This window comes from Janibacter sp. Soil728, assembly GCF_001428305.1.
Classification (GTDB): Bacteria; Actinomycetota; Actinomycetes; order Actinomycetales; family Dermatophilaceae; genus Janibacter.
Map to the genome: position 1 here is coordinate 98,207 of NZ_LMRZ01000007.1, position 25,736 is coordinate 123,942.

Below are 25,736 nucleotides of genomic sequence, written 5' to 3' on the forward strand. Positions count from 1 at the left end.
TTCCCCGGGGAGCACTCGACCGGTGTCAACCTAGCCCCCACCCACCTTTGGCTGCGAACCCATGGGACGCGTGGGTCATACTGGTGTCTTGTGAGGCGCACACGTATGAAGGGGGTCATGACCGGTCTGGTCGTGGTCCTTGTCAATGTTGCCCTCGTGGTGGGCCTCGTCGTGTGGCTCCAGGGGCGGCCCGACCTGTCGGCGGTGTCCGAGTCGTCGTCGACGACGGAGGCGCCGACCTCCTCGTCGTCCTCGTCCTCCTCCCCGACCTTCGCCGAGCCGGCGACAGTCCTCAAGGAGGACGAACATCCCTTCGTCGTCGTCCTCGGGGGCGACGAAGGCACGGGCGAGACGGGCTGGGTCCAGCGAATGGCGACGATCGCGCTCGAACGACCCCGCACGGTGAGCTACAGCGCTCTCGAGCCTTCCGACCCGACGAAGTACGCCGACCCGACCCGGTCCGGTACCGGCAAGCGCCTGTGGCTGCGCAACGGATCCGTCGCCGGCAGCTCGATCAGCTACGCCGCGAACAGGCTGCGCTTCCTCGTCGCGCGCAACGCTGACGTCGTCGTCATCAGCTTCCAGCCGACGACGACCAAGGGTCTGGACCGTGACCTCAACGACCTGCTCAAGAAGGTCCGCAGGCAGGCGCACGAAGCGACCGTGGCGATCGTCCTGCAGCCCGTCGCGGCGGACGGATCCGGTCGGACGGTCCGGGCGCGACAGGAGGCGTGGGCCGAGCGCAACAGGGTGCCGACCATCGACGTCAACAAGGCCTTCGTCAAGGCCGAAGGCGTCCAGCTGCGGTCGGAGTGGGCCGACAGCCACCTCACCGAGCAGGGCGCCGACCTGTGGGCTCGGACGGTCCTCGACCGGCTCATCGGCCGCGGTCGCAAGGCCTCGAGCTCCACGACCGCCGCCGAGACGCCGACCGTGGTCCCCCCGACAGAGGCGATCCCCGAGCCCACGACGACCGAGGTCCCGATCCCCGAGACGACCACGCAGGCGCCCGCCCCGACCCAGACGGCTCCCACCGACGTGCCGCCGACCTTCGTGCCGCCCAGCACCATTGCCCCCGAGCCGCCGCCCGCGGAGCCGACCTCGACCACCGAGTTGCCGCCGGTGGACCCAACGACGACGAGCGACCCGACCTCCAGCGAGGACCTGACTCCCGGTGCGTCCACGATGGGGGAGAGCGCGGCCAGCGGCTCCGGAGGCTGAACCGCCTCACCCGACGTCGACGGCCACCAGCCGGTCACCGGCTCCGACGACCAACCGGTCGCCGACCCGCACCAGGCCGCGGGCCGTGACCCCATGTCCCAGCGGGGTGGCGATGCGCAGGCTCACCGGGTCGACCGCGTGCAGCCGGCCCCGGGCGCGCAGGTAGAGGTACCCACCGTGGCTCACCAGGTCGGTGTCGCGGTACGTGGGGCGGTCCGCGGTCGGCGTGGGGTCCACGGTGATCGAGCGCAGCGTCTCCCCGTTCGTCGGGTCGAGCTCGTGCAAGGTGCCCCCGTCGGCCGCCCAGAGCGTGCCCTGCGGGCCGATGACGACGGCCCCCATCGACTGGGTCCCGTCGCCCGGCGCCACCGACCACAGCATCCGGTCAGCACGCGTGTCGTAGGCGAAGACTTGAGCCGTCGGTGTGATGGGCGTCGCGCCCAGCCCTCCCCAACGAGAGGTTCCGCCGTAGACGATTCCGTCGCGCGCCGCGAGGGAGACGATCGCCTGGCCTGGGACGATGTCGCGATTGAAGCTGCGCATGGTCGTCCCGTCGATCGTGCCGAGGCCGCCGCCGAGCGTGCCGTAGGCCGGGACGGTGCCCACGTAGACATGCTCTCCGTCGGTGGCAAACGCTGTCGGTCGGTCCTGCCACTGGGCGGCCCCCAGCGCGCTGACGAGAAGCGGGTTGCGGCCCGCCACGACCGGTTGCGCCGGGTCGTGCCGCCAGATGCGCGCACCTGTGTAGGTGCCGAGGTACTGCACGCCGCGCAGCGGGATCCCTCCTTCGAGCTCGCCGAGCTCTGGCGCTGCCTGCCCACTCACGAGGGGCCGAGCGGAGCCTGTCGCGACGTCGACGACCGTGGGGTCGGAGCCTCCGTAACCGCTGACGAGGACCGTGCCGTCACTTCCTTCGACAACCGCCTTGAGCGGCAGCGCACCCGGCTGGAGGTGAAGGGAGAAGCGCCGGTCATCGGAGCTGTCCAGCAGGTGCGCGTAGATGATCTGCGCGGTCGGGTCCACCGCGATGAGCCACTCGCCGCTGGTCCCGTCGATCTTCGCGCGCACGATGTGGCGGTCGCGGCCGGCCTTCGTCGTCGTGGGCGGCCCGATCGTGGTGGTGCCGGTGCGGGAGTCCACCGACCGGACCCGACCCTCGGCGATGTAGTGGAAGCGTCCGCGGCTGTCGAGCGGTGTCGGGGTCTGGCCGGTGACGTTGGCGGGGACGTCCCACGACCGTGCCGTCAGGTCGTAGAGGTGCCGCTCGGTCGGTCGTGGCGACCCGTCCGGGCGCGTGCCGGCGGGCACACGCACCGCGAGGTACCGGCCGAGCACATCAAGCTCGGTGATGACGCCCGAGGGGGTCCTGCCCGGCAGCGGGATGACGGTGCGTCGGCTGGGATGGTCCACGTCGACCCGGACGACCGAGGGCTGCGAGGACCCCACGCCGACATAGACGTGGCGTTCGTCGACCGCGATGGTGCGGGCGTACTCCTGGCCCTGCCGCACGGCCCCGAGGTTGGTCGAGCGGCCCGTGTCGGGGTCGATGCGCCACAGCTCGCCGCGCGGGTAGCTGCCACCCCACACAGTCCCGTCGGGGGCGACGGCGAGGTCGAAGACGGTGGTGGCCGAAGGGGTCGGCTTCCCGAGGTCCTGCGCCGAGCCGGTACCGGGCGTCCACCGCAAGACCGTGCCACCGTCGCCGCCGACGTAGACCCGCCCGTCCGTGCCGACGACGACGGCGTGACCGTTGGTCGTCCCCGGCAGCGGGACCCGGTCCGTCAACCGCCCCGACTCGAGGTCGACGACCTGCAGCTCGGCGGGGGACCCAGTGACGACGGAAGCGACCTGTACTCGGCCCTCGTGGACAAAGACCGCGCTCGTGCGGGTGCGCGGCTCGCTCTGCAGCGGGCGCCCGAGGTCGCTGGTCGTGAAGGTCGGCTCCGGTGCCGGGGGAGTCGGGGTGAGGCTCAGGACGTCCCAGGAGGCAGTGCCGGTGCCGGCGACGGACGTCCTCGTCCGGAGTGCGGCGAATTGTGCGTTGTCCGGCGCGACGACGGCGCTCGACGTGAGGAGGCTCCAGCGGCCGACGGGACGCGTGCCCGAGAGGGTGTTCGTCCCGACCTGCTGACCTTCGTCGTCGTACCAGAGCACGTCGACGGCTGTGGTGCCGCTCACCGGGTGCACCCAGCCACGGAAGGTGTGGGTGACACCGGGCTGCACGCGCATGCTGTCGCTCGTAGCACTGGCGGCGCCGGTGGTGGTCTCGTCGGTCAGCAGCAGGGACCACCGGCCAAGACGCGCGCGGTCGAAGGAGCGGGTCGCCGACGTGCCGCCCGTGGTGCTGGTCTTCCATCCCAGCACGGGGTCGGAGCCGGCGTCGGCGGGAGCAGTCTCGAAGCCGGAGTTGGCCACGGACGAGTCGGTGACCGTCACCTCGTCCCACCATGCGCGACTCGCGCCGGCTCGGGTCGACGCGATCTGCAGCTCGCCGTAACGCGCGCCCTCCGGCGCGGTCAGGTCGAGCGAGACGCGCTGCCACGCGTCGATGGTGCCGGTGGTCGAGGTGGCGGCATGCCCGACCGTCGTGCCGCGCTCGTCGATCCACCGCACCCGCAACTGTTGGTGGCCGTCGGTCTGGAAGGCGCGTGCCCCGACATAGTGGTGCCGACCCGGCGCGGTCTCGAAGTACGACCACCGGGCCCGCGCGTCGCCCGAGCCGACCTCGTCGGCCACGAGCAGAGCGTGCCCGCCCGAAGACGCGTGCTCGCTGGACCGGATGAGCTCGCCCTGGGTAGGCGGTGACAAGGTCCAGGTCGGGTGGGTCGCGACGCGGGTCTCGAAGTCCTCGTAGGCCGCGTGGCCGATCACGGGTACCGGCGGGTCCTCGCACCAGAGCGCCCACGCGGTGAGCGCGGCGAGGGTGAGGACAAGCAGCACCGGGAGCGCCAGGAGACGTAGCGTCCTCATCTCAGCGGTGCTCCGAGCAGTGGGTGGTGGGGCCTCCGCGAGCCTAACCTCTGGTGCTGACTCCGGCGCGGTCGTGGCGCTCAGTGGCCGAGAAGGTCCAGCAGGTACTGGCCATAGCCGCTTTTGACGAGCGGTTCGGCGCGCTCGCGCAGGCCGTTGTCGTCGATGAAGCCCATGCGCCAGGCGACCTCCTCGGGACAACCGACCTTGAGCCCCTGCCGATTCTCGAGGGTGCGCACGTAGTTGCTCGCGTCGTTGAGCGAGGCGAAGGTGCCCGTGTCGAGCCAGGCAGTGCCGCGGGGGAGGACCTCCACGTGCAGCCGCCCCTCGGCGAGGTAGCTGCGGTTGAGGTCGGTGATCTCCAGCTCACCGCGAGCCGAAGGGCGCAGGGTGCGCGCCCGCTCCACCACCGACTCGTCATAGAAGTACAGGCCGGGCACGGCGTAGCGGCTGCGCGGCTCGGCCGGCTTCTCCTCGAGGGTGAGGGCCCTCCCTCCGCCATCGAACTCGACGACCCCGTAAGCGCGCGGGTCGGCCACCTGGTAGCCGAAGACCGCCGCGCCATCGAGCCCGTCGAAGTGCCGCAGCTGGGTGCCCAGACCCGGCCCGTAGAAGATGTTGTCGCCGAGCACGAGCGAGGCGGTCTCGCCAGCGACGTGGTCGGCGCCGATGAGGAACGCCTGGGCGAGCCCGTCGGGGCTCGGCTGCTCTGCGTAGGTGATTGAGATCCCGAAGCGTTCTCCGTCACCGAGAAGGCGGGTGAACTGCTCCGCCTCGTGCGGCGTGGTGATGACGAGGACGTCTCGGATCCCCGCCAGCATGAGGGTGCTCAGCGGGTAGTAGACCATGGGCTTGTCGTAGACCGGGACGAGCTGCTTCGAGATGCCGAGGGTTATCGGGTGCAGCCGGGACCCCGTGCCCCCGGCGAGGATGATGCCGCGCATGGGGCGAGCGTATGGGGTGACGGCGATCGCCGATAGCCTCCCGTCATGGACGTCTCCATCGAGCGGACGCAGATCCCGGGGCTCCTCATGGTGCGCCGGCTGGTCCACCGCGACAACCGCGGCTGGTTCACCGAGGCGTGGCAGCAGGCGAAGATGACGGCGCTCGGGCTGCCGGACTTCGGCCCGGTCCAGCACAACGTCTCCCACAACGCCGCGCGCGGTGCGACCCGTGGCATCCACGCCGAGCCGTGGGACAAGCTCGTCACCGTGGTCCACGGCTCGGTCTTCGGTGCTTGGGTCGACTTGCGTGAGGGAGAGAGCTTCGGCGCGACCTACTCGATCGAGATCGACGAGAGCGTCGCGGTCTTCGTGCCCCGAGGGGTCGGTAACTCCTACCAGGCACTCGCCGACGAGACGATCTACTCCTACCTCGTCAACGAGCACTGGCGCCCGGACCTCGTCTATCCCGCGCTCGCCCTCGATGACCCGACGGCCGCAATCGATTGGCCGATCCCGTTGTCGCAGAGCGAGATCAGTGACAAGGACAGGGCGAACCCGACGCTCGCGGAGGTCACCCCCTTCGCTCCCCGGCCTCCGCTCGTGCTCGGAGGCAGTGGGCAGGTGGGGCGGGCCCTGCTGCGACTCTTGCCTGACGCGGTGGCCCCGGCCCGCGACGAGCTCGACCTCACCGACCCGGCCGCGGTTGAGGCCTACGACTTCAGTGGTCACGACCTCGTGATCAATGCTGCCGCGATGACTGCTGTGGACGACGCGGAGACGCCCAAGGGGGGCCGTCTGGCGTGGCGGCTCAACGCCGAGCTGCCCGCGCAGCTCGCCCGGCGGGCAGGGACTGACCGCTTCACGCTCGTGCAGTACTCCTCCGACTACGTCTTCGACGGTCGGGCCGAGGAACACGACGAGGGTGAGCCACTCGCCCCAATCAGCGAGTACGGCCGCACCAAGGCCGCGGGGGACTTGGCCGTCACCGTCGCGCCGCGGCACTACCTCCTGCGCACCTCGTGGGTGGTGGGCGGCGGAGGCAACTTCGTCGCGACGATGGCGCGGCTGGCGCGCGAAGGGGTCTCGCCCTCGGTGGTCGACGACCAGTGGGGGCGGTTGGCCTTCGCCGACGAGATCGCTGCGGCGACCATGCACGTGGTGCAGCGAGGCGCTCCCTTCGGTACGTACAACGTCTCGCAGTCGGGGGAGTCGATGACCTGGGCAGAGATCGCCCGGGAGGTCTTCGCCCTGTGTGGGCGCTCGCGGGAGGACGTGACGGCCGTGACGACTGCGGAGTACGGGGCGGGCAAGGAGATGGCGCCGCGGCCGACGCACTCGACCTTGTCGCTTGCGAAACTGACAGCAACGGGGTTCGAGCCGACGGGTCAGATCGAGGCGTTGCGGGGGTATGTCGCGACCCTTCGAGACGGCCGCGAGCGGCCTCCTCAGGGATCGGCAACTCGAGAGGGCAGCGAGCGGCCTCCTCAGGGATCAGGATCGCGCCTCCATCAGGGATCGACGACGGAGGGGGACTGACATGCGTGTGCTCGTCACCGGGGGGGCCGGGTTCATCGGGAGCAACTTTGTCCACCAGACACTCGCGACGCGCGAGGACGTCGACGTCACCGTCCTCGACGCGCTGACCTACGCGGGCTCGAGGTCCTCGCTCGAGGGCGTGCTCGGTGACGTGCGCGTCGTCGAGGGGCTCGTCCAGGACGGCGCGCTCGTCGACTCGCTCGTGGCGGACTCAGACGTGGTCGTCCACTTCGCCGCGGAGTCGCACAACGACAACTCGCTCACCTCGCCGGGCCCCTTCGTGCAGACCAATGTCGTCGGGACCTATGAGCTGCTCGAGGCTGTGCGGCGCCACAGCGTGCGCTACCACCACATCTCCACCGACGAGGTCTACGGCGACTTGGCGCTCGACTCGCCGGAGCGCTTCACCGAGGGGACGCCCTACAACCCCTCAAGCCCCTACTCCTCGACCAAGGGGGCGAGCGACCTGCTCGTGCGGGCGTGGGTGCGCTCCTTCGGCATCGAGGCGACGATCTCCAACTGCTCCAACAACTACGGCCCGCGCCAGCACGTCGAGAAGTTCATCCCTCGCCAGGTCACCGAGGTCATCGACGGACGTCGGCCTCGGCTCTACGGCGACGGGCTCAACGTGCGTGACTGGATCCACGTCGACGACCACAACAGTGCCGTGTGGGAGATCATCGACCGCGGGCAGATGGGGGAGACCTATCTCATCGGCGCCGACGGCGAGGTCGACAACCGCGGCGTGGTGTCGCAGGTGCTCGAGCTGATGGACCGGCCGGGTGACGACTTCGACCACGTGACCGACCGCCCAGGGCACGACCGCCGCTATGCCATCGACTGGACCCGGCTGCGCGACGAGCTGGGTTGGCAGCCGCAGTACCGCGACTTCCGCTCGGGGCTCGCCGCGACGATCCAGTGGTACCGGGACAACGAGACCTGGTGGCGGCCGCAGAAGGCCGCTGCCGAGGCGCGGTATGCCGCGACGGAAAAGATGCTGTGAGCCGCGTGTCATTCGGGTCCGAAGGTGATCTGTAGCATGGCCGCTGGCGCTCTCAGGGAGAGGGCCTGCTGCCTACAAGGAGAATCGATCACGTGACTGCTCTTCCGGCCAACATCCACCTCGGAGTCATCGGCCTCGGTTACGTGGGTCTCCCGCTGGCGGTCTCTTTTGCCAAGCACTACCCGGTGACCGGGCTCGACATCAACCAGCGTCGGATCGATGAGCTGTCCCGAGGGTTCGACCGGACGCTCGAGGTGGCGGCAGAGGACTTGCAGGGGGCGGCGCGCCTGACCTTCACCGCCGACCCGGCGGCGCTGAGCGAGGCGAATGTCTACATCGTCACCACTCCGACGCCCATCGACGAGTACAAGCAGCCGGACCTCACCCCACTGCTGGATGCGACCCGCTCGGTCGCGGGCGGGCTCCGCTCGGGCGACGTCGTCATCTACGAGTCGACGGTCTACCCGGGTGCGACCGAGGAGGAGTGCGTCCCCCTCCTGGAGGAGATCAGCGGACTGACCTTCAACGAGGACTTCTACGTCGGGTACAGCCCCGAGCGGATCAACCCCGGTGACAAGGAGCGCGGCTTCGAGAACATCACCAAGGTGACGTCTGGCTCGACCCCGGACGCTGCCCGCTTCGTCGACGACCTCTACAACACGGTGGTGACGGCTGGGACGCACCTCGCGTCGTCGATCAAGGTGGCCGAGGCCTCCAAGATCATCGAGAACACGCAGCGTGACGTCAACATCGCCCTGATCAACGAGTTCGCACTGATCTTCGACAAGCTCGGCGTCGACACCCTCGACGCACTCGAGGCTGCTGGCACGAAGTGGAACTTCCTCCCCTTCCGCCCCGGTCTGGTGGGGGGTCACTGCATCGGTGTCGACCCGTACTACCTCGCGCACAAGGCGCAGTCGGTGGGCTACAACCCCGAGATCATCCTGGCGGGACGTCGCCTCAACGACTCGATGGGGCAGTACGTCGCCGACGGACTGCTGTCGGCCATGATCCGTGAGCGCGTTGACGTCCGCGTCGCCAAGGTCCTCGTGCTGGGCCTGACCTTCAAGGAAAACACGCCGGACCTGCGCAACACGCGTGTCGTCGACCTGGTGAGGCACCTCGAGGGGTTCGGCATCACGGTCGATGTCCACGACCCGTGGGCGGACGCCGCAGAGGCCAGTCACCAGTACGGCATCAACTTGGTCGAGGAGCCGGTCAAGGGTGCCTATCAGGGCATCGTCCTGGCTGTGGCGCACGACGTGTTCAAGGAGCGCGGCGCCGACGAGCTGCGTGCCTACGCCGACCCCACGGCGCACGCCATCTTCGACCTCAAGGGCTTCCTGCCGCGCGGGCAGGGACACCGGCGACTCTGAGCAAGGCGGACGCGCCCGCGAGGGCGTCCGCCCAAGCAAGAGCGGGGCAGTGCCGACATCGGCACTGCCCCGCTCTTGTCCATCGACAGGGTGCTAGGACCCGCGAAGGGCCTCAGCCCATCCACTCGCCCCAACCGTGGTGCAGCACCAGCCAGGCGATCAGGCCGTAGCCGGCCTGGCCGGGGTGCACACCATCGATCGAGGCCGCGATGTCGGACTCCCACTGGTCGTGACCGGCCAGGGGGGTGAAGGTGTCGACGAAGGTCACGCCGCGCCGGTCACAGACGTCACGCTGGGCCTCGACGACCTGACGCAGCGCGTCATTGGTCTCGGCATCGGCAGCCGGGGGAGGGCCGACGACGAAGGCCGCGACACCCTGGCTGGAGGCCTCGTCGAGGATGTTGGCCAGGTTGAGCCGCAGCCGGGCGATCGAGGTACCGGCCAGCACGTCGGCGTGACCGAGCTGCACGACGAGACGACGCTCGCTCACGCCCTGGAACCGGCGCGCCCCCTCGGTCTGCCAGCGCTCGGCCACCCCACCGGCGGTCTCACCGCGCACCCCGAGGTTGTAGTGCGCCACGAGGGCGCCGGGCACCTCGGTGCGGGCCATGACCCGACCGGTCCAGCCCAGCGCCTTCTCGTCCCCGACACCGGCGACGAAGCTGTCGCCGATGAAGACCAGCGCGATCTCCCTTCGCCCGTCCTCCGTGCCGAAGGTCGCGCTGGGGGTGAACTCGTTGCCGGCTGCGTCCGTCATCGGGTGGGCGCTCACGTCGAGGTGCTCCTGAGTGATCTGGGGTGCGGGGTACGGGCCGACGTTACTCGTCGTCGAGCTCTTCGTCGTCGAGGCGTGCCAGCCACGACGCGAGTCGCTCGACCGGCGTCTCGAACTCGGGGTTGAGATCGACGAAGGTGCGGAGCTGGTCACTCAACCACTCGAGAGTGACCTGCTCCTCACCTCGCCGATCCGCGAGCTCTTCGATGCCGCGATCGGTGAAGTACATCAGCGATCGAAGGCACGGCTGATCAGCTCAGCCTGCTCCTGGGCGTGCTTCTTGGCCGTGCCGGCCGCCGGGGAGGCGCTCGGCGGGCGGGTCACCGCGCGCAGGGCGCGGGTCTCGCCGTGGGCCGCGAGGTCGGCCGGGAGGTTCATGGCCAGGAAGGGCCACGCACCCTGGTTCTCCGGCTCCTCCTGGACGAGGACGATGTCCGCGTTGGGGTACTTCGCCAGCTCGGTGATCAGAGCCTCACCCGGAAGGGGGTAGAAGCGCTCGAGGTGCAGGATCGCGGTCTGCTCGTCGCCGCGCTTCTTGCGCTCGGCCTCGAGATCCCACGTCACCTTGCCCGCAGCGATGAGGACGCGGGTGACGTCGTCTCCCTTCGGGCTGGTCATGTCCGGCAGGACCGCACGGAAGGTGCCCTGCGTGAAGTCCTCGGGCATGCTGCTCGCGGCCTTCAGCCGCAGCATCGACTTCGGGGTGAAGACGATGAGCGGACGACGCGGACGGTGGTAGGCCTGACGACGCAGCAGGTGGAAGTAGCTGGCCGGCGTCGACGGGTAGGCCACCGTCATGTTTTCCTGCGCGCACATCGCGAGGAAGCGCTCGATGCGGGCCGAGGAGTGGTCCGGTCCCTGGCCCTCGTAGCCGTGCGGCAGGAGGAGGACGACCGAGGAGTTCTGACCCCACTTCTGCTCCGAGGAGGAGATGAACTCGTCGATGATCGTGGCCGCGCCGTTGGCGAAGTCACCGAACTGGGCCTCCCACAGCACGAGCGCGTCGGGCCGCTCGACCGAGTAGCCGTACTCGAAGCCCATCGCCGCGTACTCCGACAGCAGCGAGTCGTAGACCCAGAAGCGGGCCTGGCCGCCGCCGAGGTAGTTCAGCGGCGTCCACTCCTCGCCGTTGCTCTTGTCGACGAGCACGGCGTGGCGCTGCACGAAGGTGCCGCGACGCGTGTCCTGACCGGTGAGGCGCACCGGGGTGCCGTCCATGAGGAGGGAACCCACGGCGAGCATCTCGCCGGTGCCCCAGTCGATGCCACCGTCGTGCACCGAGGCGGCGCGCTTCTGCATCGCCTGCTGCAGCTTGGGGTGGATCGTGAACTCCGCAGGCGGGGAGTCGAACATGTCACCGATGTGCTTGAGGTCGGTCTCCGAGATCGCGGTCTCGTCCGCCGAGCGGATCGGCTTGTCGCTCGTCTGCGCCGCCGGCCGCTCGAGGCCGGCATTGTCCGGTGCGTCGCTCGAGCCGGGCTGGTCGGAGGCCGCGTCGGGGCTCTGCTTGAGGGCCTCCTTGGTCTCGACGAAGACCCGCTCGAGCTGGGACTGGTAGTCACGCAGCGCGGCGTCGGCCTCCTCCGTCGTGATGTCCTTGCGGCCGATGAGGCTCTCCGTGTAGAGCTTGCGGACCGAGCGCTTGGACTCGATGAGCTTGTACATCAGCGGCTGGGTCATCGACGGGTCGTCGCCCTCGTTGTGACCGCGACGGCGGTAGCAGACGACGTCGATGACGACGTCCTTGTGGAACTTCTGCCGGAACTCGAAGGCGAGCTCGGCGACCCGCACGCAGGCCTCCGGGTCGTCACCGTTGACGTGGAAGATCGGCGCCTGGATCATCCGCGCGACGTCCGTGGAGTACACGGACGAGCGGCTGAAGTTGGGCGAGGTGGTGAAGCCGATCTGGTTGTTGACGACCACGTGGATCGTGCCACCGGTGCGGTAGCCGCGCAGCTGGCTCTGCTGCAGGGTCTCCGCGACGACGCCCTGGCCGGCGAAGGCCGCGTCACCGTGCATGAGGATCGGCAGGACGGGGAAGTCCTCACCGCCGTGGTTGAGCCGGTCCTGCTTGGCGCGCACGATGCCCTCGAGCACCGGGTTGACCGCCTCGAGGTGGCTCGGGTTGGCCGCGAGGTAGACCTTGGTGGTGTCACCGGACTCGGCGGTGAACTCGCCCTCGGTGCCCAGGTGGTACTTGACGTCACCGGAGCCCTGGACCGACCGCGGGTCGACCTGGCCCTCGAACTCACGGAAGATCTGCCCGTAGGACTTGCCGGCGATGTTGGCCAGCACGTTGAGCCGGCCGCGGTGCGGCATGCCGATGCAGACCTCGTCCATGCCCTCCTCCGCGGAGCGGGAGAGGATCCGGTCGAGCACGGCGATGACCGACTCGCCACCCTCGAGGGAGAAGCGCTTCTGCCCGACGAACTTGGTCTGCAGGAAGGTCTCGAAGGCCTCGGCGGCGTTGAGGCGGCGCAGGATGCGCAGCTGCTCGTCGCTCGTGGTCTTGGCGTAGCCGACCTCGACCCGCTCCTGCATCCAGCGACGCTGCTCGGGGTCCTGGATGTGCATGTACTCGACGCCGGTGGTGCGGCAGTACGAGTCGCGCAGGATACCGAGGATCTTGCGCAGCTTGAGGAAGGGCTCGCCGCCGAAGCCGCCGGTGGCGAAGTGACGCTCGAGGTCCCACAGCGTCAGGCCGTGGGTGGTGATGTCGAGGTCGGAGTGGTGGCGCTGCTTGTACTCCAGCGGGTTGATGTCGGCCATCAGGTGGCCGCGGACCCGGTAGGAGTGGATGAGCTCCTGCACGCGGGCGACCTTGTTGATGTCGTCGTCGTGCGTGGTGGAGATGTCCTGGACCCAGCGCACCGGCTCGTATGGGATGCGCAGGCTGGAGAAGATCTCGTCGTAGAAGCCGTCGGCACCCAGCAGGTACTGGTGGACGACCCGCAGGAACTCGCCGGACTGCGCACCCTGGATGATGCGGTGGTCGTAGGTCGAGGTGAGCGTCAGCAGCTTGGAGACCGCATTGCGGTTCAGGGTCTCGGTGCTCGCGCCCTGCCACTCGGCGGGGTAGTCGAGGGCGCCGACGCCGATGATGGCGCCCTGGCCCTTCATCAGGCGCGGGATCGAGTGGACCGTGCCGATGCCACCGGGGTTGGTCAGCGACATCGTCGTGCCCTGGAAGTCGTCGACGGTCAGCTTGCCGTCGCGCGCCTTGCCGACGACCTTCTCGTAGGCCTTCCAGAAGTCCTTGAAGTTCATCGTCTCGGCCGGCTTGATCGCCGGGACCATCAGCTGACGGGTGCCGTCGTCCTTCTGCAGGTCGATGGCGATACCCAGACCGATGTGCGCGGGCTGGATGACGACGGGCTTGCCCTTGTCGTTGGTCGTGAAGCCGACATTCATCTCCGGCATCTCGCGCAGCGCCTTGATCAGCGCGTAGCCGATGAGGTGGGTGAAGGAGATCTTGCCGCCGCGGCTGCGCTTGAGGTGGTTGTTGATGACGATGCGGTTGTCGATGAGCAGCTTCGCCGGGATGGCGCGCACGCTCGTCGCGACGGGGACCTCGAGCGAGGCCTCCATGTTGGTCACGACCCGGGCGGCAACTCCGCGAAGGGGGGTGAGCACGTCCTGCGGCTCCTCCGCCTCGTCCTTGGGCTCGGCCTTGGCAGGAGCGGCCTTGGCAGGCTCCGCCTTGGGCTCGGGCTTCTTCGCGGCGGGCGCGGGAGCGGACTTGGGCTCGCTCTTGGCGGCGGGCGCCGGCGCGGCCTTGGCCGGCTCGGACTTCGCGGGTGCGGCCTTGGTCTCAGCGGGGGCCTGCGGGGAGGCGGGGGAGTCCCCCTTCGCGCTCGTGCCGTTGCCACCACCGGACTGACCCGGCGTGTAGTTCTCGAAGAACTCCCACCACGCCTTGTCCACGCTGTTGCGGTCGTTCTTGAACTGCTCGTACAGCTCATCGACCAGCCACTCATTGGGGCCGAAGTCGTTCAGGGACACGGAGCCATCCTGGGGGTCAGGCACGGCGCATACGCCTCTTTCGTCACAGTCGAGAATCAGGGCCCGAAGTCAGCGCGGACCCACCGGGGCAAGCCTAACGTGACGAACGCCATTAGCCGACCTCCGACCCCCCGGATCACGACGACGGGACCGCCCCCCTTCGAACGGAGGACGGTCCCTGACGACTCATCGCAGGTAGAGGTGTCTCGTCAGCTGATGTCCTTGCGGGTGGTGATCAACGTCCCCACGCCGGCCAGCAGAGCGGCGTAGGCCATCAGGACGAGCGCTCCGGCCCACCAGCTGAGCTGGTCGGCGTTGCCCATCCCGCTGGTGTTGACCCCGCTGACGATCGCCTGGGTCGCGGACGACGGGAGGAACTGCGCGACCTCGCCGCCCCAGTCGAAGAGCTGCAGGCCAAAGCCGATGAGTGGCTCGACGATCCACGCGACCGCGACCGAGATGAGCAGCGCCGCCACCTGGTTGGGGATGAGGATGCCGGCGCCCAGACCGATGAGCGCCCACAGGCCGAGCACGAGCAGGCTGAGCACGAGCGTGCGCCCGACCTCGGCGCTCGGGAAGACCTCGGCGCCGCGGCTGGCCAGGACGAGCGCCCCGACACCGACCGAGCCGATGAGCGAGACGACGCCGTACATCGCGCCGATCGCCAGGAGCGAGATGACCTTGGCCGCCATGACGCGGACGCGGCGCGGCGTCGCGAGGAAGGTACTCGTGATCGTCTTGTGCCGGTACTCGCTGCCGATGTGCATGACACCGACGGTGAGTGTCAGCAGGTACGCGACGCCCAGGCCAGCGGTGTAGACGGAGTTGGCGACATTGGTCGGGTCGCTGTTCATCTGGGCCTCGGGCGGGACCCCGGCCTGGTCCATCGTGAAGAGGAACCCGAAGGCGAGCGCGAAGACGGCGCTGAGGAGCAGGATCGCGATCGCCATGCCCCACCACATGCGGGTGGAGAAGAACTTGCGGAACTCAGACTTGATGGCGCCGATCACAGGTTTGCTCCTTCGTGGCCGTCAACCGCGTCGGTCATGACCGGAGCCGGCTGGCCCTCGGCGTCACCGAGGTTGCGGTTGGTGCCCTCGGTGAGGGAGAAGAAGAGCTGCTCGAGGTCCGCAGCGAGCGGACGCAGCTCGTGGACCGGCAAGCCGGCCCGCATCGCGACGTCACCGATGAGGCGCAGGTCCTCGGTCTCGGCGACGATCGCGCCGTCGTCCTGACGGATCGCCTCGACGTCGGCGACGCGCAGCGCCCCGAGGAGCGAGTCGGTGTCGGTGGTGCGCACGAGGGAGGTCGCGGCGCCACGCAGGTCGCCGACCGTGCCCTCCTTGATGAGCTTGCCGTTGGCGATGATGACGACGTCGTCGACCGTCTGCTCGACCTCCTGCAGGAGGTGGCTGGAGATCAGGACGGTGCGCCCCTCGGAGACGAGGTGGCGCAGGAAGCCGCGCAACCAGCGGATGCCCTCGGGGTCCAGGCCGTTGGCCGGCTCGTCGAGGACGAGCAGCCGCGGGTCACCGATGAGCGCGGCCGCGAGGCCCAGGCGCTGGCGCATGCCCATGCTGTACCCACCGGCGCGCTTGCGGGCGGCGGCGGGGATGCCGGTCAGCTCGAGGAGCTCGTCGACCCGGCTGTCGGGCGCGCCGATCGTCGCGGCGAGCACCCGCAGGTGGTCCCGGCCCGAGCGGCCCGGGTGGAAGTTGGTGGCCTCGAGCGCCGAGCCCACGTGGCGCAGCGGCTGGTCGAGGTCGGCGTAGGTCTGGCCGTCGATGGTCGCCGTGCCCGAGGACTGCTGGATCAGGCCGAGCAGCATCCGCAGGCTCGTCGTCTTGCCCGCGCCGTTGGGGCCGAGGAAGCCGGTGATCCGACCCGGCTCGACGTTGAAGCTGAGGTCGTCGACGGCCGTGAAGCCCCCGAACCTCTTGGTGAGGTTGCGTACTTCGACGCGCGCTCCCGTGGTGGTCATGGAGGTCCCCTTGATCTGTTGATGTCGCCGCAATCCTTGCAGTCGTCGTGAGCCCGGACATCATCCCCTCGGATGAATCCGGGCTCCCCCCTGAGGGGGAGGCGGCAAAACCCCTTCGGTCCCTGAGGAGGCCGCCCGCGGCCGTCTCGAAGGGCCCCACCCCCGCTCCCTGCCCTTCGAGACGGCGCTGGCGCGCCTCCTCAGGACCCGGAGGCCGCGCGCGCAGCCCACCCCCGCTCCCTGAGGAGGCCGCCCGCGCAGCCCACCCCCGCTCCCTGAGGAGGCCGCGCGCGCAGCCCACCCCCGCTCCCTGAGGAGGCCGCCCGCGGCCGTCTCGAAGGGATTCCCACCTCGACTGTGGAAAAGCTCGACCCGACCACCGTCGACACTGCTGGGATCGACCCATGGCCCACGTCTACATGCTCAGGTGCGCCGACGGCACGTACTACGTCGGAAGCACGCGCAACCTCGCCTCACGGATGCGCCAGCACGGTGCGGGTGGAGGGTCGGCCTACACGAGCAAGCGGATGCCGGTCGAGCTGGTGTGGTCTGCGGAGACCGAGAGGATCACGGAGGCGTACGCCTTCGAGAGGCGACTGCACGGATGGTCGCGCGCCAAGAAGGAGGCACTCATCCGGGGGGACTTCGACGCGATCCACTTCTTGGCGAGTCGACGGTGGAAGGGGTGAGGTGCGCCTGGGTCCCTTCGAGACGGCCGCGAGCGGCCTCCTCAGGGAGCGTGGGGCTTGTCAGCCTCAAGGAGCGTGGGGCTTGTCAGCGAGCCTTCAGCGGACTCCCCGTAGAATCCGAGGCATTATGACCGTCGGTCTCTTAGTCCTTGCCCTTGTCCTCACCTTGGGCACCGCTCTCTTCGTCGCGGCAGAGTTCTCGCTCGTCGCCCTCGACCGGCCCACGGTCCAGCGGGCCGTCGACCACGGTGACGCCGGCGCCAAGCCGGTGCTGGCCTCCCTTCGCTCGCTGTCGACGCTGCTGTCCGCCTGCCAGATCGGCATCACGGTCACGACGCTGGCGCTGGGGTACATCGCCAACCCGGCGATCGGCGCGATCATCCGGCCGGGGCTCGAGGCAGCCGGCATGCCCGCGGGCGGCGCTGCCTCCACCGCGAGCGTCCTCGCGCTGATCATCGCCACGGTCTTCTCGATGATCCTCGGCGAGATGGTGCCCAAGACCCTCGCGGTCTCGGTGCCGCTGCGCACGGCCAAGATCGTCGCCACTCCGATGCGCGTCATCGGTGTCCTCTTCAAGCCGCTGATCTTCATCCTCAACGGGTCGGCCAACTGGGCACTGCACCGCATGGGCGTCGAGCCGCAGGAAGAGCTCTCCGCAGCCCGCAGCCCCGCCGAGCTGGCCTCCTTGGTGCGCAGCTCCGTCGAGGCCGGCACGCTCGACTCCGGCACCGGCCGGCTGGTCGCGCGCTCGCTCGGCTTCGGCGAGCAGACCGCCGTCGACGTCATGACGCCCCGCAACCGCGCCAGCGCCATCGACCGGACCGCCTCCGCCGAGGACCTCGTCGCGCTCGCGCGCCGCACCGGCCACTCCCGCTTCCCCGTCACGGGTGAGGACTGGGACGACATCGACGGCGTCGTCCACGTCAAGAAGGCCATCGCCGTCCCGCACGAGCGCCGCGAGTCGGTGCCCGTGTCCGCGCTGATGATCGACCCGGTCGTCGTGCCCGAGACCCTGCGCCTGGACCCGCTGCTCATCCAGCTGCGCGACTCCGGTCTGCAGATGGGGATCGTCGTCGACGAGTACGGCGGTACCGCAGGCGTGGTCACGCTCGAGGACCTCGTCGAGGAGATCGTCGGAGAGGTCAACGACGAGCACGACCTGGCCCAGACCACCGGTCGCGAGGTGAGCGACGGCGTGTGGACGGTGCCGGGCCTGTGGCGCCCCGACGAGGTGCGCGACCGCATCGGCGCACCCGTACCCGAGGGCTCCTCCTACGAGACCGTCGGTGGCTGGGTCATGGCCGAGCTCGGCCGAGTCCCCGAGGTCGGGGACGTCGTCCAGATCGACGGCTGGGAGATCACCGTGGCCGACATGGACACCCGTCGGGTGGATCGGCTCCGCTTCGTCGAGCACGAGCACACCGATGACGAAGGCGATGTCCTGAGGCGCGACGAAGGCGGTGCCCTGAGGCGCGACGGAGGAGCCTCGAAGGGAGCCTCGAAGGGGGGTGAGTCGGCATGACCGCCGCCCTCATCACCGTCGTGCTGCTGCTGACCAATGCCTTCTTCGTCGGCGCCGAGTTCGCGGCGATGTCCGCGCGGCGCTCGCAGCTCGAGCCGCTCGCCGACGCGGGTGACAAGCGGGCCGCCATCGCCGTGGACGCCCTGCAGCACACCGGGGTCCTGCTCGCGACCTGCCAGCTCGGCATCACCATCTGCTCGGTGCTCCTCGGTGCGATCTCGGAGTCGGCGTTGCACCACGTGCTGCAGCCGCTCGCCGAGCGTGTCGGCGTGCCCGATGCCTTCACCGACGCGACCTCGCTCGTCCTGGCGATCCTCATCGTCGTGTACCTGCACGTGGTCATCGGCGAGATGATCCCCAAGAACCTCGCCATCGCCGGGCCCGAGCGCGCCGCGATCCTGCTCGTGCCCCCGCTCATGTGGGTCATGAAGCTCGCCAAGCCGGTCATCTACGGGATGGACTGGGTCTCCAAGGCCTTCGTCAAGGCGATGGGTGTCGAGCCCAAGGACGAGGTCGGGTCGGCCTTCACCGCCGAGGAGGTCCACCAGATCGTCCACGAGTCGCACCGCGAGGGTCTCGTCGAGACCGAGAAGTACGGCCTCGTCGGCGCTGCCCTGGAGTTCTCGGACAAGGACGCCGCCGATGTCGGCGTGCGCGTCGAGGACCTCGTCACCGTGCACCGTGACGCGACGCCCGATGACATCGAGCGGCTCGTCGCCAAGCACGGCTTCTCCCGCTACCCGACGGTCGACGACTCCGGCGAGCTCGCGGGGTACCTGCACCTGAAGGACGTGCTCTACGCCGACGACACCGAGCGCAGCGAGCCGGTCCCGCGCAAGCGCCTGCGCCGCATGGCGACGGTGCTGCCCGACGACGAGGTCGAGGACGTGCTGGCGACGATGCAGCGGACCGGCACCCACCTCGCCCGGGTCGTCGACGCCGACGGGTCCGTGCGCGGCGTGGTCTTCCTCGAGGACGTCATCGAGGAGCTCGTCGGAGAGGTGACGGACTCCACCCAGCGGTGACCCACCCCCTTCGCGCCCCACTTCCCGAGGCAGGTCACGTCATGCACCAATTTCTGGATCTAGATGCATGACGTGACCTGCCTCGGGAGGGGGCTGCGGGTGGATGAGCCTGGGTGTGGAGAACTCAGCGGCCCGATCACGTGAATCCGGCACGCTGCGGGGATGTCCAGGCCGATCGACCTCCCTGTGGAGTACGCGACTGGGGCCTTCGCCGTGGAGGCCGCCACGCGCGATGGCGTCAAGATGAGCAGTCTGCGCACACTCGCCAACCCCTATCGCGGGGTGCGCTGCCATGCATCGCCGGACACCCTCGTGGAGCGGGCCTCGGCCCTGAGGCTCGTGAGGCGGGACGGCTTCGCGCTGTCGCACTGCTCGGCAGCAAGCCTGCACGGACTACCTCTGCCTCGCGAGTGCGAGCATCCGCAGATCCATGTGATGAGCTCGGGGTCTCGCGCGCGTCGGCCCGGCGTGGTGGGGCACCGAGGGCTGGAGACGCGTGAGGTCCTGACGGTCCACGAGCAGGCGGTGACCGGGCTCGTCGACACGTGGCTCGACCTGGCGCCCCTGCTGACGCTCGACGAGCTCGTGGTCCTCGGCGATGCCGTCGCCCAGCGTCTCGACTCGCTCGACGCGTTGGAGGACGGTGCAGCCCGGGCCAGGACGTACGGCCGGCGGGTGCGTGAAGCCCTGAGCTGGATCCGGGTCGGCTCGGCCTCGCCGATGGAGACGCGCTCGCGAGTGCTCTGCGCCCGCGGCGGGTTGCCCGAGCCGGAGCTCAACGCGCCGATCCATGACGTCGACGGCGGCTGGCTGGCATACGGCGACCTGGTGTGGCGCGAGGCCAAGGTCGTGGGGGAGTACCAGGGCGAGCACCACTTCGGCGACTACGGCCGCGGGGACAAGGACATCGTGCGCCGCCGTGCGGTGGAGGCCGAGGGCTGGGTGTACGTCGACTTCACCAAGGACGACTACTACCGACGGGCTCGCCGCATCAGTCTCGTCGACCGACTCGCCGCTGCCGTGGGCGTCGAACCGACGCAGGCACAGCGGGCCGAGGTCGCCCGTGGACCCAACCTGTGGGGGCCCGCCCCCGGTCGGTGCACGAAGGGGGCGTGATCCCCCCTTCGGCCCGCGCCCACTCCAGACCTCACCCCAGCCCGAGGCAGGTCACGTCATGCACCAGATCCAGGATCTTGCTGCATCACGTGACCTGCCTCGGGCCGGGGGGCAGGTCAGAGAGGGGGGCTCAGCCGTTGCAGTGCGGGCTGGCGGGGATGGTCGCTGACTGCGTCGTGCCGTCGCCGATCGTGTAGGTGATCGTGAGGGACGAAGGGGAGGACGCGGCCTGGACCACGTACTCCCACACGCCGGGGCGCAGCTGGACCGGACCGACGTCCAGGACGGTGCCGGTGGAGCCGTTGCCGAGCACCACCGAGAGGACCTTCGGGGCCGGGGCGTCGGGGGAGGAGACCGTCAGCTCCATGCGGTAGCCCTGCTTGGGCCAGCCGCCGGGGACCTCGGCATTGCCCTGACACTTCTCGGCGAAGCTGGAGCCCTCCACGACGACCGGAGGCTGCGAACCACCGTCGCCGGGGGTGCCCTCGCCGGGTCCGTTGGACGGGGACGCGGCCAGGCTCGGAGCAGAGGCAGCGATCGCCACCGCAGGGATGGTCCACGCGGCACCCTTGGCGAGGTGGCGGCGAGAGACGTGGGTCACGAGAGCTCCTGAGATGGTCAGTCAATGGTCAGCAATTGGTAAGGCTGGTGAGGCTCGCCCATGATCGCCGGACGGAGGGGTCGCGCTCCATCGCGTGCGGTGACACCAATTTTTTGGGGCGTAGCACGTCGTGACAGTTCTCGCATCCGGGGCCACGAGCAGGCATGATGCGACGGCAGGCAGTGCTGACGGCCTTGCCGGAGGGGGATGGCATCGTGCCGGAGCAGGGAAACAACTTTGCGGTGCAGCTGCTGGGGGCCAACGAAGAGAGGTTGGCGCAGCTTGCACTGCATCTCGTCGAGAGCGTGACTCAGGAGTTCGGGCTGCCGCCGATCCCGATCCAGCACCAGTGGCCGGTGAGCGTCGTGGACGTGGTGCGCCAGTTCCTCGTGCACGTGGCCAGCGACGACGTGGCGGGGATCCGTGTGCACGGCAGCGTCTTCGAGACGCTGGGCATCGAGGCCTCCCGCGGCGGCCTGGACATGGACGTCCTCGCCGCGACGATCCGGCACGCGGTCAGTCTGGTCCAGAGCCAGACCCATCGAGCCGTCCTCGCCGATCGCGACGAGGTGGACAAGGAGGCCGTGCTGGAGCTCCTGCAGCGCGTGCTCCTGGCAGGCGAAGCCGTGGTGGACGCCGCCCGGCACGGGTACGAGATCGCCGAGCTGGCCTCGGAGGGCGACGGAGAGCTGGCCCGACAGCTCGCTGCCGAGCTCATGTCGAGGGGTGCACGAGCGCCCGAGCTCGCCCAACGCCTCGGCTGGAAGCCCGACGGGCTCGTCTGCGCGATGATCGCCTCGCCGGTCAGCGGCGCGGCCATCGCCGGGGCGGTGCCCGGAACTCCGGCGTACTTCTCTCGGACCGCCGACGTCGTCATCGCGATCCCGCTCCCTCGGGAGTACCTCGCCACCTCGATCCGCTCACGGCTCGAGGGCATCCAGTGCGTCGTCGGCCCGGCCGTGCCACTGGACGAGTTCTGCGACTCCCTCGCTCTGGCCCAGCGCGTCAGCGATCGCGACGAGCTCCCGGCGCACCGCCCCGTCTTCGTCGACGACGAGTTGTTGGCGCTGACCTGCACGTCTGACCCGATGGCCGTGGAGGCATTGCGCCGCAAGCACTTCGTGGGGCTGGACCAGCTCGCGCCTGACGTGCGCGCCATGCTCGTCGAGACTCTTCACGCCTGGCTGCGGCACTGGGGCCACCGTCCGGCCATCGCCGCCGACCTCCACGTACACCCGCAGACCGTGAGCGGCCGCCTGCACCGGCTGCGCGATCTGCTGGCCGATGACCTGGAGGACCCGACGACGCGCTCAGAGCTGTTGGTGCTGCTCACGGCAGAAGGGGCCGCCTGACTCAGGCGACCCCTCCGGCTCACGCCTCTCCACGGGAGAAGGCACCGGCGCCGCGCACGTCCCCTGACTGCGCGACACCGGTGCCGGTCTGTGCTGCTCCGCTGGCTGTCTCCTCGTGACGGTGCCCAGCAGGCTCACGCAAGCATTCCCGAGCGGGGTCCACGAGTCGCTCGTCCGACGACACAAAACGGTCGTCACCGTTGTCACGCGGTGATAGTCCCGTCCGGGCTCCAGTCCATTGATAATCAGCACCGCACGGGGATCGCCCCGAGCAGGTGACACGACAGGCGGGGTGAGGGATGGCGGCGATGGACCAGCAGGTGATGCGGGCGGCCGACCGGCTGCGGGAGGTGCGCGACGAGCTGGTCGAAGAGCTCGCTGCGATCCTCATCGAGCGGGCGGGGGAGGCCACGGGCAGCCTCCCCCTGGCGGCCCGCCACCACTGGCCGACCGATGTCCAGGACGCGCTGCGCCGCTTCGTCGACGCGGTCGTCGACGAGGACCTGGCGCGGGTGTGCGACCCCGGTGGGGTCTTCGTCGCACTGGGCGCCGAGTGCGCCCGCGGCGGGGTGGCCTTCGACGACCTCGCCGCCAGCATCCGGGTCGCCAGTCGCGTGACCCACAAGCACGTCCACCGGGAACTCCTGTCCGTACCGGGCGTCGGCCTCGACGACGTGCTCGAGGTCCTCGACCGCTTCGCCGAGGGCGGCGAGCTCGTCGTCAAGGCTGCCCGGATCGGGTACGAGGGTGGCGCCCGGCAGCCGGAGAGCGACGAGGACTCTCGCACGCGGCGCCTGGGCGGGGCGCTGCTGCACGGCGACGCCAGCGCGGTCGCGCTCGCCCGCGCGTGCGGGTGGGACGACGACGCAGTCATCGCCGCGATCATCACGACCCCGCAGGACGCCGCCACCATCCGCCGTGAGTCGGAGTGCGTCCTCGCTCACTACCCCCGCGCCCGCGACGTCGTCCTGTTCCACCCGATCGCCGAGGACAAGCTGGCGACCACCCTTCGTCCCCTCCTCGCGGGGCACCGGTGCGCCGTCGGGCCGGCGGTCCACATGCTCGACTCCGTCCGTTCCCTCGACCTTGCGTACCGGGCACAGCTCATCGCGGGGGACGAGGAGCTGACCTTCGCCGATGTCCACATGCTCGAGATCGCCTGCAGCGCAGACCGGGTCGTCATCGAGTCGCTGCGACGCACCTACCTCGACGAGCTCGACGACGTGCCCGAGGACCAGCGCACCATGCTCCTGCAGACCCTCTTGGAGTGGTTGCGGCAGTGGGGCCACCGACCCAGCGTCGCCGAGGCGCTCGGCGTCCACCCGCAGACCGTGAGCCACCGGATCAACCGGCTGAAGGACCTGCTGTCCGACGAGCTCGACGACCCGGTGGTGCGCGCCGAGCTGCTCGTGGTGCTCACGGCCATGTCGGTGCGCAGGGCCTGGCAGGTCCCCTGAGCGAAGATCGGCGTGGCGCGCGCCACATCTGTCTCAGATATTGAGAGCATGCTGGGGTTCAACGTCGACCAGGAGTGTGAGCATGTCCAGCACCGAGACCACGGAGGTCAAGCCCAAGGAGGGCTTCTCCTCGCGCAAGGTGTTCATCTTCGCCGCGATCGGATCAGCCGTCGGGCTGGGCAACATCTGGCGATTCCCCTACGTGGCGTACGAAGGGGGCGGCGGCGCCTTCATCATCCCGTACCTCATCGCGTTGGTCTTCTTCGGAGTTCCGATGCTCTATCTCGACTACGCGATCGGTCACCGCTTCCGCGGGTCGGCTCCGCTCTCCCTTCGCCGGCTGCACCGTGGTGCGGAGTGGCTCGGCTGGTGGCAGGTGCTCATCTGCATCGTGATCGCCGTCTACTACGCCGCGATCCTTGCCTGGGCCGGCAAGTTCGCGATCCTGTCCTTCACCAAGGGCTGGGGAGATGACCCGGAGGCGTACTTCTTCGGCGACTACCTCCAGGTGGCCGACAAGGCCGGGCCGACCTTCGACTTCGTCCCCGAGATCCTGCTGACGATGATCATCGTCTGGGTCGTCACGATCGGTGTCCTGGCCATGGGCATCCAGACCGGCATCGGCCGCACCGCCGTCATCTTCATCCCCGTGCTGGTCGTCGCCTTCGTCGTCCTCGTCATCCAGTCGCTGACCCTCCCGGGTGCGGGCGCGGGCCTCAACGCCTTCTTCACCCCCGAGTGGGGTGCGCTCACCGACGCGAGCGTGTGGATCTCGGCCGTCGGCCAGATCTTCTTCAGCCTGTCCGTCGGCTTCGGCATCATGATCACCTACGCCGGCTACGTCTCCCGCAAGACCGACATGACCGGCTCGGGTGCCGTCGTCGCCTTCTCCAACTCCGGCTTCGAGCTGCTCGCCGGCATCGGTGTCTTCGCGGCGCTGGGCTTCCTGGCGCAGGCCGCAAACACCGAGGTGGGTGAAGTGCTGGGGACCGGCGGCATCGGGTTGGCCTTCATCGCCTTCCCCGCGATCATCAACGAGGCTCCGGGCGGGGTCATCATCGGAGTGCTCTTCTTCGTCTCGCTCGTGCTGGCCGGCATCACCTCGCTCATCTCGATCGTCGAGGTGGTCATCGGAGCCGTCCGCGACAAGGTGGGCATCTCCCGGCAGGCGGCGACCTTCGTGGTCGGTGTCCCGATGGCTGTGGTGAGCACCCTGATGTTTTCCACGACGGGTGGCCTGTACGTCCTCGACACGATGGACGCCTTCATCAACTCATTCGGCATCATCGCCGTCGCGGCCGTGCTGATGCTGGCCGTCACCTATGCCTTCCGCAAGCTGCCGCTCCTGCGCGAGCACCTCGACTCGATCGGCTCGATCAAGCTCAAGGGCTGGTGGCCCGCGCTGATGGCGGTCGTCATCCCGATCCTGCTGCTCGTCATGCTCTACCAAGCGCTCACCGAAAAGCTCGGCACACCGTACGAGGACTACCCGGCCCAGCTGCTCAATGTCTTCGGGTGGGGCATGGTCGTGGTGCTGCCGTTCATCGCCATCGGGATCTCCCTGCTCCCGTGGCGCGGCGATGTCTCTCTCGAGGACAAGACCGAGGCGCTCGTCGACGGAGGTGAGCAGGTATGACTACGACGGCCATCATCATGATGATCATCGCGATGCTCACCATCTGGGGCGGGCTGGTTGCGGCGATCGTCAACCTCACCAAGCGCGGCGACGCTTCCGCTGAGGACGTCCGCGGCGCGGAGCTGCACCGGGACCTGTAGGACATCACCGCCTCGGTGGAGGTAAACGCGCGAGCAATTCGTCCGCGCGTCTACCTCCACCCATCCGTCGGCGTCCGGCGAGTGGATGCCAACTCGCCGAGGAATCGTCCGCGCGTATACCTCCACCCGGCATCAGGGGCACCGGCATCAGGGGCACCGGCATCAGGGGGCCCGGCATCAGGGGGCCCGGGCACGACCAAGGGCCGCCAGCAGGTGCTGGCGGCCCTTCGTCGCACTCACACAAAATTTGTGCCCCCGGCAGGATTCGAACCTGCGGCCCCTGGTACCGGAAACCAGTGCTCTATCCCCTGAGCTACGGAGGCGGGATGTGCCCGGTGAGATTAGCACCGGCGTGGCCCGTCCCGAGAATCGACCGCCGCTACGGGCACG

General features: G+C 69.3%; 20 protein-coding genes and 1 tRNA gene. 12 read left to right on the forward strand and 9 right to left on the reverse strand.

The genetic code is table 11. The annotated features are described in order from the left end of the window. Positions 1 to 117 precede the first annotated feature (117 nt). Entirely contained in the window at positions 118 to 1,221 is a 1,104-nt protein-coding gene (locus tag ASG73_RS16425; RefSeq protein ID WP_156466356.1) for an SGNH/GDSL hydrolase family protein, read from the forward strand. A gap of 6 nt (positions 1,222 to 1,227) precedes the next feature. Here the strand turns inward: ASG73_RS16425 and ASG73_RS16430 are convergent, their stop codons facing one another. Both ASG73_RS16430 and rfbA read right to left on the reverse strand, forming a co-directional pair. Continuing rightward, positions 1,228 to 4,191 carry a hypothetical protein gene (locus tag ASG73_RS16430; RefSeq protein WP_156466357.1) on the reverse strand — a complete coding sequence of 988 codons (2,964 nt, stop codon included), beginning with the start codon at positions 4,189 to 4,191 and terminating at the stop codon, positions 1,228 to 1,230. An 80-nt stretch (positions 4,192 to 4,271) separates the two neighbouring features. Beyond that, entirely contained in the window at positions 4,272 to 5,135 is an 864-nt protein-coding gene (gene rfbA / locus ASG73_RS16435; protein WP_055997919.1) for a glucose-1-phosphate thymidylyltransferase RfbA, read from the reverse strand. 45 nt (positions 5,136 to 5,180) lie between these two features. Here rfbA and ASG73_RS16440 point away from each other — a divergent pair, with 45 nt between their 5' ends. The 3 genes from ASG73_RS16440 (at position 5,181) to ASG73_RS16450 (ending at position 9,050) form a co-directional block, all read left to right on the forward strand. Continuing rightward, positions 5,181 to 6,671, forward strand: a complete 1,491-nt coding sequence (locus ASG73_RS16440) for a sugar nucleotide-binding protein (RefSeq protein ID WP_082567340.1) — start codon at positions 5,181 to 5,183, stop codon at positions 6,669 to 6,671. A 1-nt stretch (position 6,672) separates the two neighbouring features. Next, a complete protein-coding gene (rfbB, locus tag ASG73_RS16445) occupies positions 6,673 to 7,674 on the forward strand; it encodes a dTDP-glucose 4,6-dehydratase (RefSeq protein WP_055997921.1) in 1,002 nt (333 codons plus the stop codon). 92 nt (positions 7,675 to 7,766) lie between these two features. Beyond that, positions 7,767 to 9,050: a nucleotide sugar dehydrogenase gene (locus ASG73_RS16450; RefSeq protein ID WP_055997924.1), complete on the forward strand. Its 1,284-nt coding sequence runs from the start codon at positions 7,767 to 7,769 to the stop codon at positions 9,048 to 9,050. Between the two features lie 112 nt (positions 9,051 to 9,162). Here ASG73_RS16450 and ASG73_RS16455 read toward each other — a convergent pair whose 3' ends face one another. The 5 genes from ASG73_RS16455 to ASG73_RS16475 all read right to left on the reverse strand — a co-directional run bounded on the left by ASG73_RS16455 (position 9,163) and on the right by ASG73_RS16475 (position 15,808). Next, positions 9,163 to 9,822 (reverse strand): GDSL-type esterase/lipase family protein, encoded by a 660-nt coding sequence (locus tag ASG73_RS16455; RefSeq protein ID WP_235499495.1) that lies wholly within the window; start codon positions 9,820 to 9,822, stop codon positions 9,163 to 9,165. Positions 9,823 to 9,868: 46 nt separating this feature from the next. After that, entirely contained in the window at positions 9,869 to 10,054 is a 186-nt protein-coding gene (locus ASG73_RS16460) for a DUF6104 family protein (RefSeq protein WP_055997927.1), read from the reverse strand. After that, positions 10,054 to 13,827 (reverse strand): multifunctional oxoglutarate decarboxylase/oxoglutarate dehydrogenase thiamine pyrophosphate-binding subunit/dihydrolipoyllysine-residue succinyltransferase subunit, encoded by a 3,774-nt coding sequence (locus tag ASG73_RS16465; RefSeq protein WP_055997930.1) that lies wholly within the window; start codon positions 13,825 to 13,827, stop codon positions 10,054 to 10,056. Before ASG73_RS16465 ends, ASG73_RS16460 begins: the two co-directional genes overlap by 1 nt. Before the next feature lie 209 nt (positions 13,828 to 14,036). Continuing rightward, the gene (locus tag ASG73_RS16470) at positions 14,037 to 14,837 is read right to left on the reverse strand and encodes an ABC transporter permease (protein ID WP_156466359.1); all 801 of its coding nucleotides are present in this window, start codon (positions 14,835 to 14,837) and stop codon (positions 14,037 to 14,039) included. Continuing rightward, the gene (locus tag ASG73_RS16475; RefSeq protein WP_055997933.1) at positions 14,834 to 15,808 is read right to left on the reverse strand and encodes an ABC transporter ATP-binding protein; all 975 of its coding nucleotides are present in this window, start codon (positions 15,806 to 15,808) and stop codon (positions 14,834 to 14,836) included. The genes ASG73_RS16470 and ASG73_RS16475 overlap by 4 nt, the downstream gene beginning before the upstream one ends. A gap of 404 nt (positions 15,809 to 16,212) precedes the next feature. Between ASG73_RS16475 and ASG73_RS16480 the strand changes: the two genes are divergently transcribed. From ASG73_RS16480 to ASG73_RS16495, 4 genes are all read left to right on the forward strand, one after another. Next, positions 16,213 to 16,497 (forward strand): GIY-YIG nuclease family protein, encoded by a 285-nt coding sequence (locus ASG73_RS16480; RefSeq protein ID WP_055997936.1) that lies wholly within the window; start codon positions 16,213 to 16,215, stop codon positions 16,495 to 16,497. Between the two features lie 127 nt (positions 16,498 to 16,624). Then, positions 16,625 to 18,019: a hemolysin family protein gene (locus tag ASG73_RS16485; protein ID WP_082567342.1), complete on the forward strand. Its 1,395-nt coding sequence runs from the start codon at positions 16,625 to 16,627 to the stop codon at positions 18,017 to 18,019. Further along, complete coding sequence (locus ASG73_RS16490; RefSeq protein ID WP_055997939.1) at positions 18,016 to 19,044, forward strand: hemolysin family protein; 1,029 nt, start codon at positions 18,016 to 18,018, stop codon at positions 19,042 to 19,044. The genes ASG73_RS16485 and ASG73_RS16490 overlap by 4 nt, the downstream gene beginning before the upstream one ends. 162 nt (positions 19,045 to 19,206) lie before the next feature. Next, positions 19,207 to 20,160 (forward strand): hypothetical protein, encoded by a 954-nt coding sequence (locus ASG73_RS16495; RefSeq protein ID WP_156466360.1) that lies wholly within the window; start codon positions 19,207 to 19,209, stop codon positions 20,158 to 20,160. A gap of 130 nt (positions 20,161 to 20,290) precedes the next feature. On the opposite strand, the gene ASG73_RS16500 is transcribed toward ASG73_RS16495, so the two are convergent. After that, on the reverse strand, positions 20,291 to 20,761 hold the full coding sequence (locus ASG73_RS16500; protein WP_055997945.1) for a hypothetical protein: 471 nt from the start codon (positions 20,759 to 20,761) through the stop codon (positions 20,291 to 20,293). Positions 20,762 to 20,976: 215 nt separating this feature from the next. On the opposite strand from ASG73_RS16500, the gene ASG73_RS16505 reads away from it, so the two are divergent. The 4 genes from ASG73_RS16505 to ASG73_RS17665 all read left to right on the forward strand — a co-directional run bounded on the left by ASG73_RS16505 (position 20,977) and on the right by ASG73_RS17665 (position 25,346). Next, complete coding sequence (locus ASG73_RS16505) at positions 20,977 to 22,113, forward strand: helix-turn-helix domain-containing protein (protein ID WP_162253995.1); 1,137 nt, start codon at positions 20,977 to 20,979, stop codon at positions 22,111 to 22,113. A 308-nt stretch (positions 22,114 to 22,421) separates the two neighbouring features. Further along, positions 22,422 to 23,570, forward strand: a complete 1,149-nt coding sequence (locus ASG73_RS16510) for a helix-turn-helix domain-containing protein (protein ID WP_156466361.1) — start codon at positions 22,422 to 22,424, stop codon at positions 23,568 to 23,570. Positions 23,571 to 23,652: 82 nt separating this feature from the next. Next, positions 23,653 to 25,206 (forward strand): sodium-dependent transporter, encoded by a 1,554-nt coding sequence (locus ASG73_RS16515; protein ID WP_055997954.1) that lies wholly within the window; start codon positions 23,653 to 23,655, stop codon positions 25,204 to 25,206. Further along, positions 25,203 to 25,346 carry a methionine/alanine import family NSS transporter small subunit gene (locus ASG73_RS17665; RefSeq protein ID WP_082567343.1) on the forward strand — a complete coding sequence of 48 codons (144 nt, stop codon included), beginning with the start codon at positions 25,203 to 25,205 and terminating at the stop codon, positions 25,344 to 25,346. The genes ASG73_RS16515 and ASG73_RS17665 overlap by 4 nt, the downstream gene beginning before the upstream one ends. 250 nt (positions 25,347 to 25,596) lie before the next feature. Here the strand turns inward: ASG73_RS17665 and ASG73_RS16520 are convergent. Continuing rightward, positions 25,597 to 25,669 (reverse strand) — tRNA-Arg (locus ASG73_RS16520). Between the last annotated feature and the right edge of the window lie 67 nt (positions 25,670 to 25,736).

What these genes read in the sequence shown, in the direction of transcription:
- ASG73_RS16425 (WP_156466356.1), top strand. Translation starts at nt 118, where the DNA reads ATGACCGGTCTGGTCGTGGTCCTTGTCAATGTTGCCCTCGTGGTGGGC.
- ASG73_RS16430 (WP_156466357.1), bottom strand. Translation starts at nt 4,191, where the DNA reads ATGAGGACGCTACGTCTCCTGGCGCTCCCGGTGCTGCTTGTCCTCACC.
- rfbA (WP_055997919.1), bottom strand. Translation starts at nt 5,135, where the DNA reads ATGCGCGGCATCATCCTCGCCGGGGGCACGGGGTCCCGGCTGCACCCG.
- ASG73_RS16440 (WP_082567340.1), top strand. Translation starts at nt 5,181, where the DNA reads ATGGACGTCTCCATCGAGCGGACGCAGATCCCGGGGCTCCTCATGGTG.
- rfbB (WP_055997921.1), top strand. Translation starts at nt 6,673, where the DNA reads ATGCGTGTGCTCGTCACCGGGGGGGCCGGGTTCATCGGGAGCAACTTT.
- ASG73_RS16460 (WP_055997927.1), bottom strand. Translation starts at nt 10,054, where the DNA reads ATGTACTTCACCGATCGCGGCATCGAAGAGCTCGCGGATCGGCGAGGT.
- ASG73_RS16475 (WP_055997933.1), bottom strand. Translation starts at nt 15,808, where the DNA reads ATGACCACCACGGGAGCGCGCGTCGAAGTACGCAACCTCACCAAGAGG.
- ASG73_RS16480 (WP_055997936.1), top strand. Translation starts at nt 16,213, where the DNA reads ATGGCCCACGTCTACATGCTCAGGTGCGCCGACGGCACGTACTACGTC.
- ASG73_RS16485 (WP_082567342.1), top strand. Translation starts at nt 16,625, where the DNA reads ATGACCGTCGGTCTCTTAGTCCTTGCCCTTGTCCTCACCTTGGGCACC.
- ASG73_RS16490 (WP_055997939.1), top strand. Translation starts at nt 18,016, where the DNA reads ATGACCGCCGCCCTCATCACCGTCGTGCTGCTGCTGACCAATGCCTTC.
- ASG73_RS16495 (WP_156466360.1), top strand. Translation starts at nt 19,207, where the DNA reads ATGTCCAGGCCGATCGACCTCCCTGTGGAGTACGCGACTGGGGCCTTC.
- ASG73_RS16510 (WP_156466361.1), top strand. Translation starts at nt 22,422, where the DNA reads ATGGACCAGCAGGTGATGCGGGCGGCCGACCGGCTGCGGGAGGTGCGC.
- ASG73_RS16515 (WP_055997954.1), top strand. Translation starts at nt 23,653, where the DNA reads ATGTCCAGCACCGAGACCACGGAGGTCAAGCCCAAGGAGGGCTTCTCC.
- ASG73_RS17665 (WP_082567343.1), top strand. Translation starts at nt 25,203, where the DNA reads ATGACTACGACGGCCATCATCATGATGATCATCGCGATGCTCACCATC.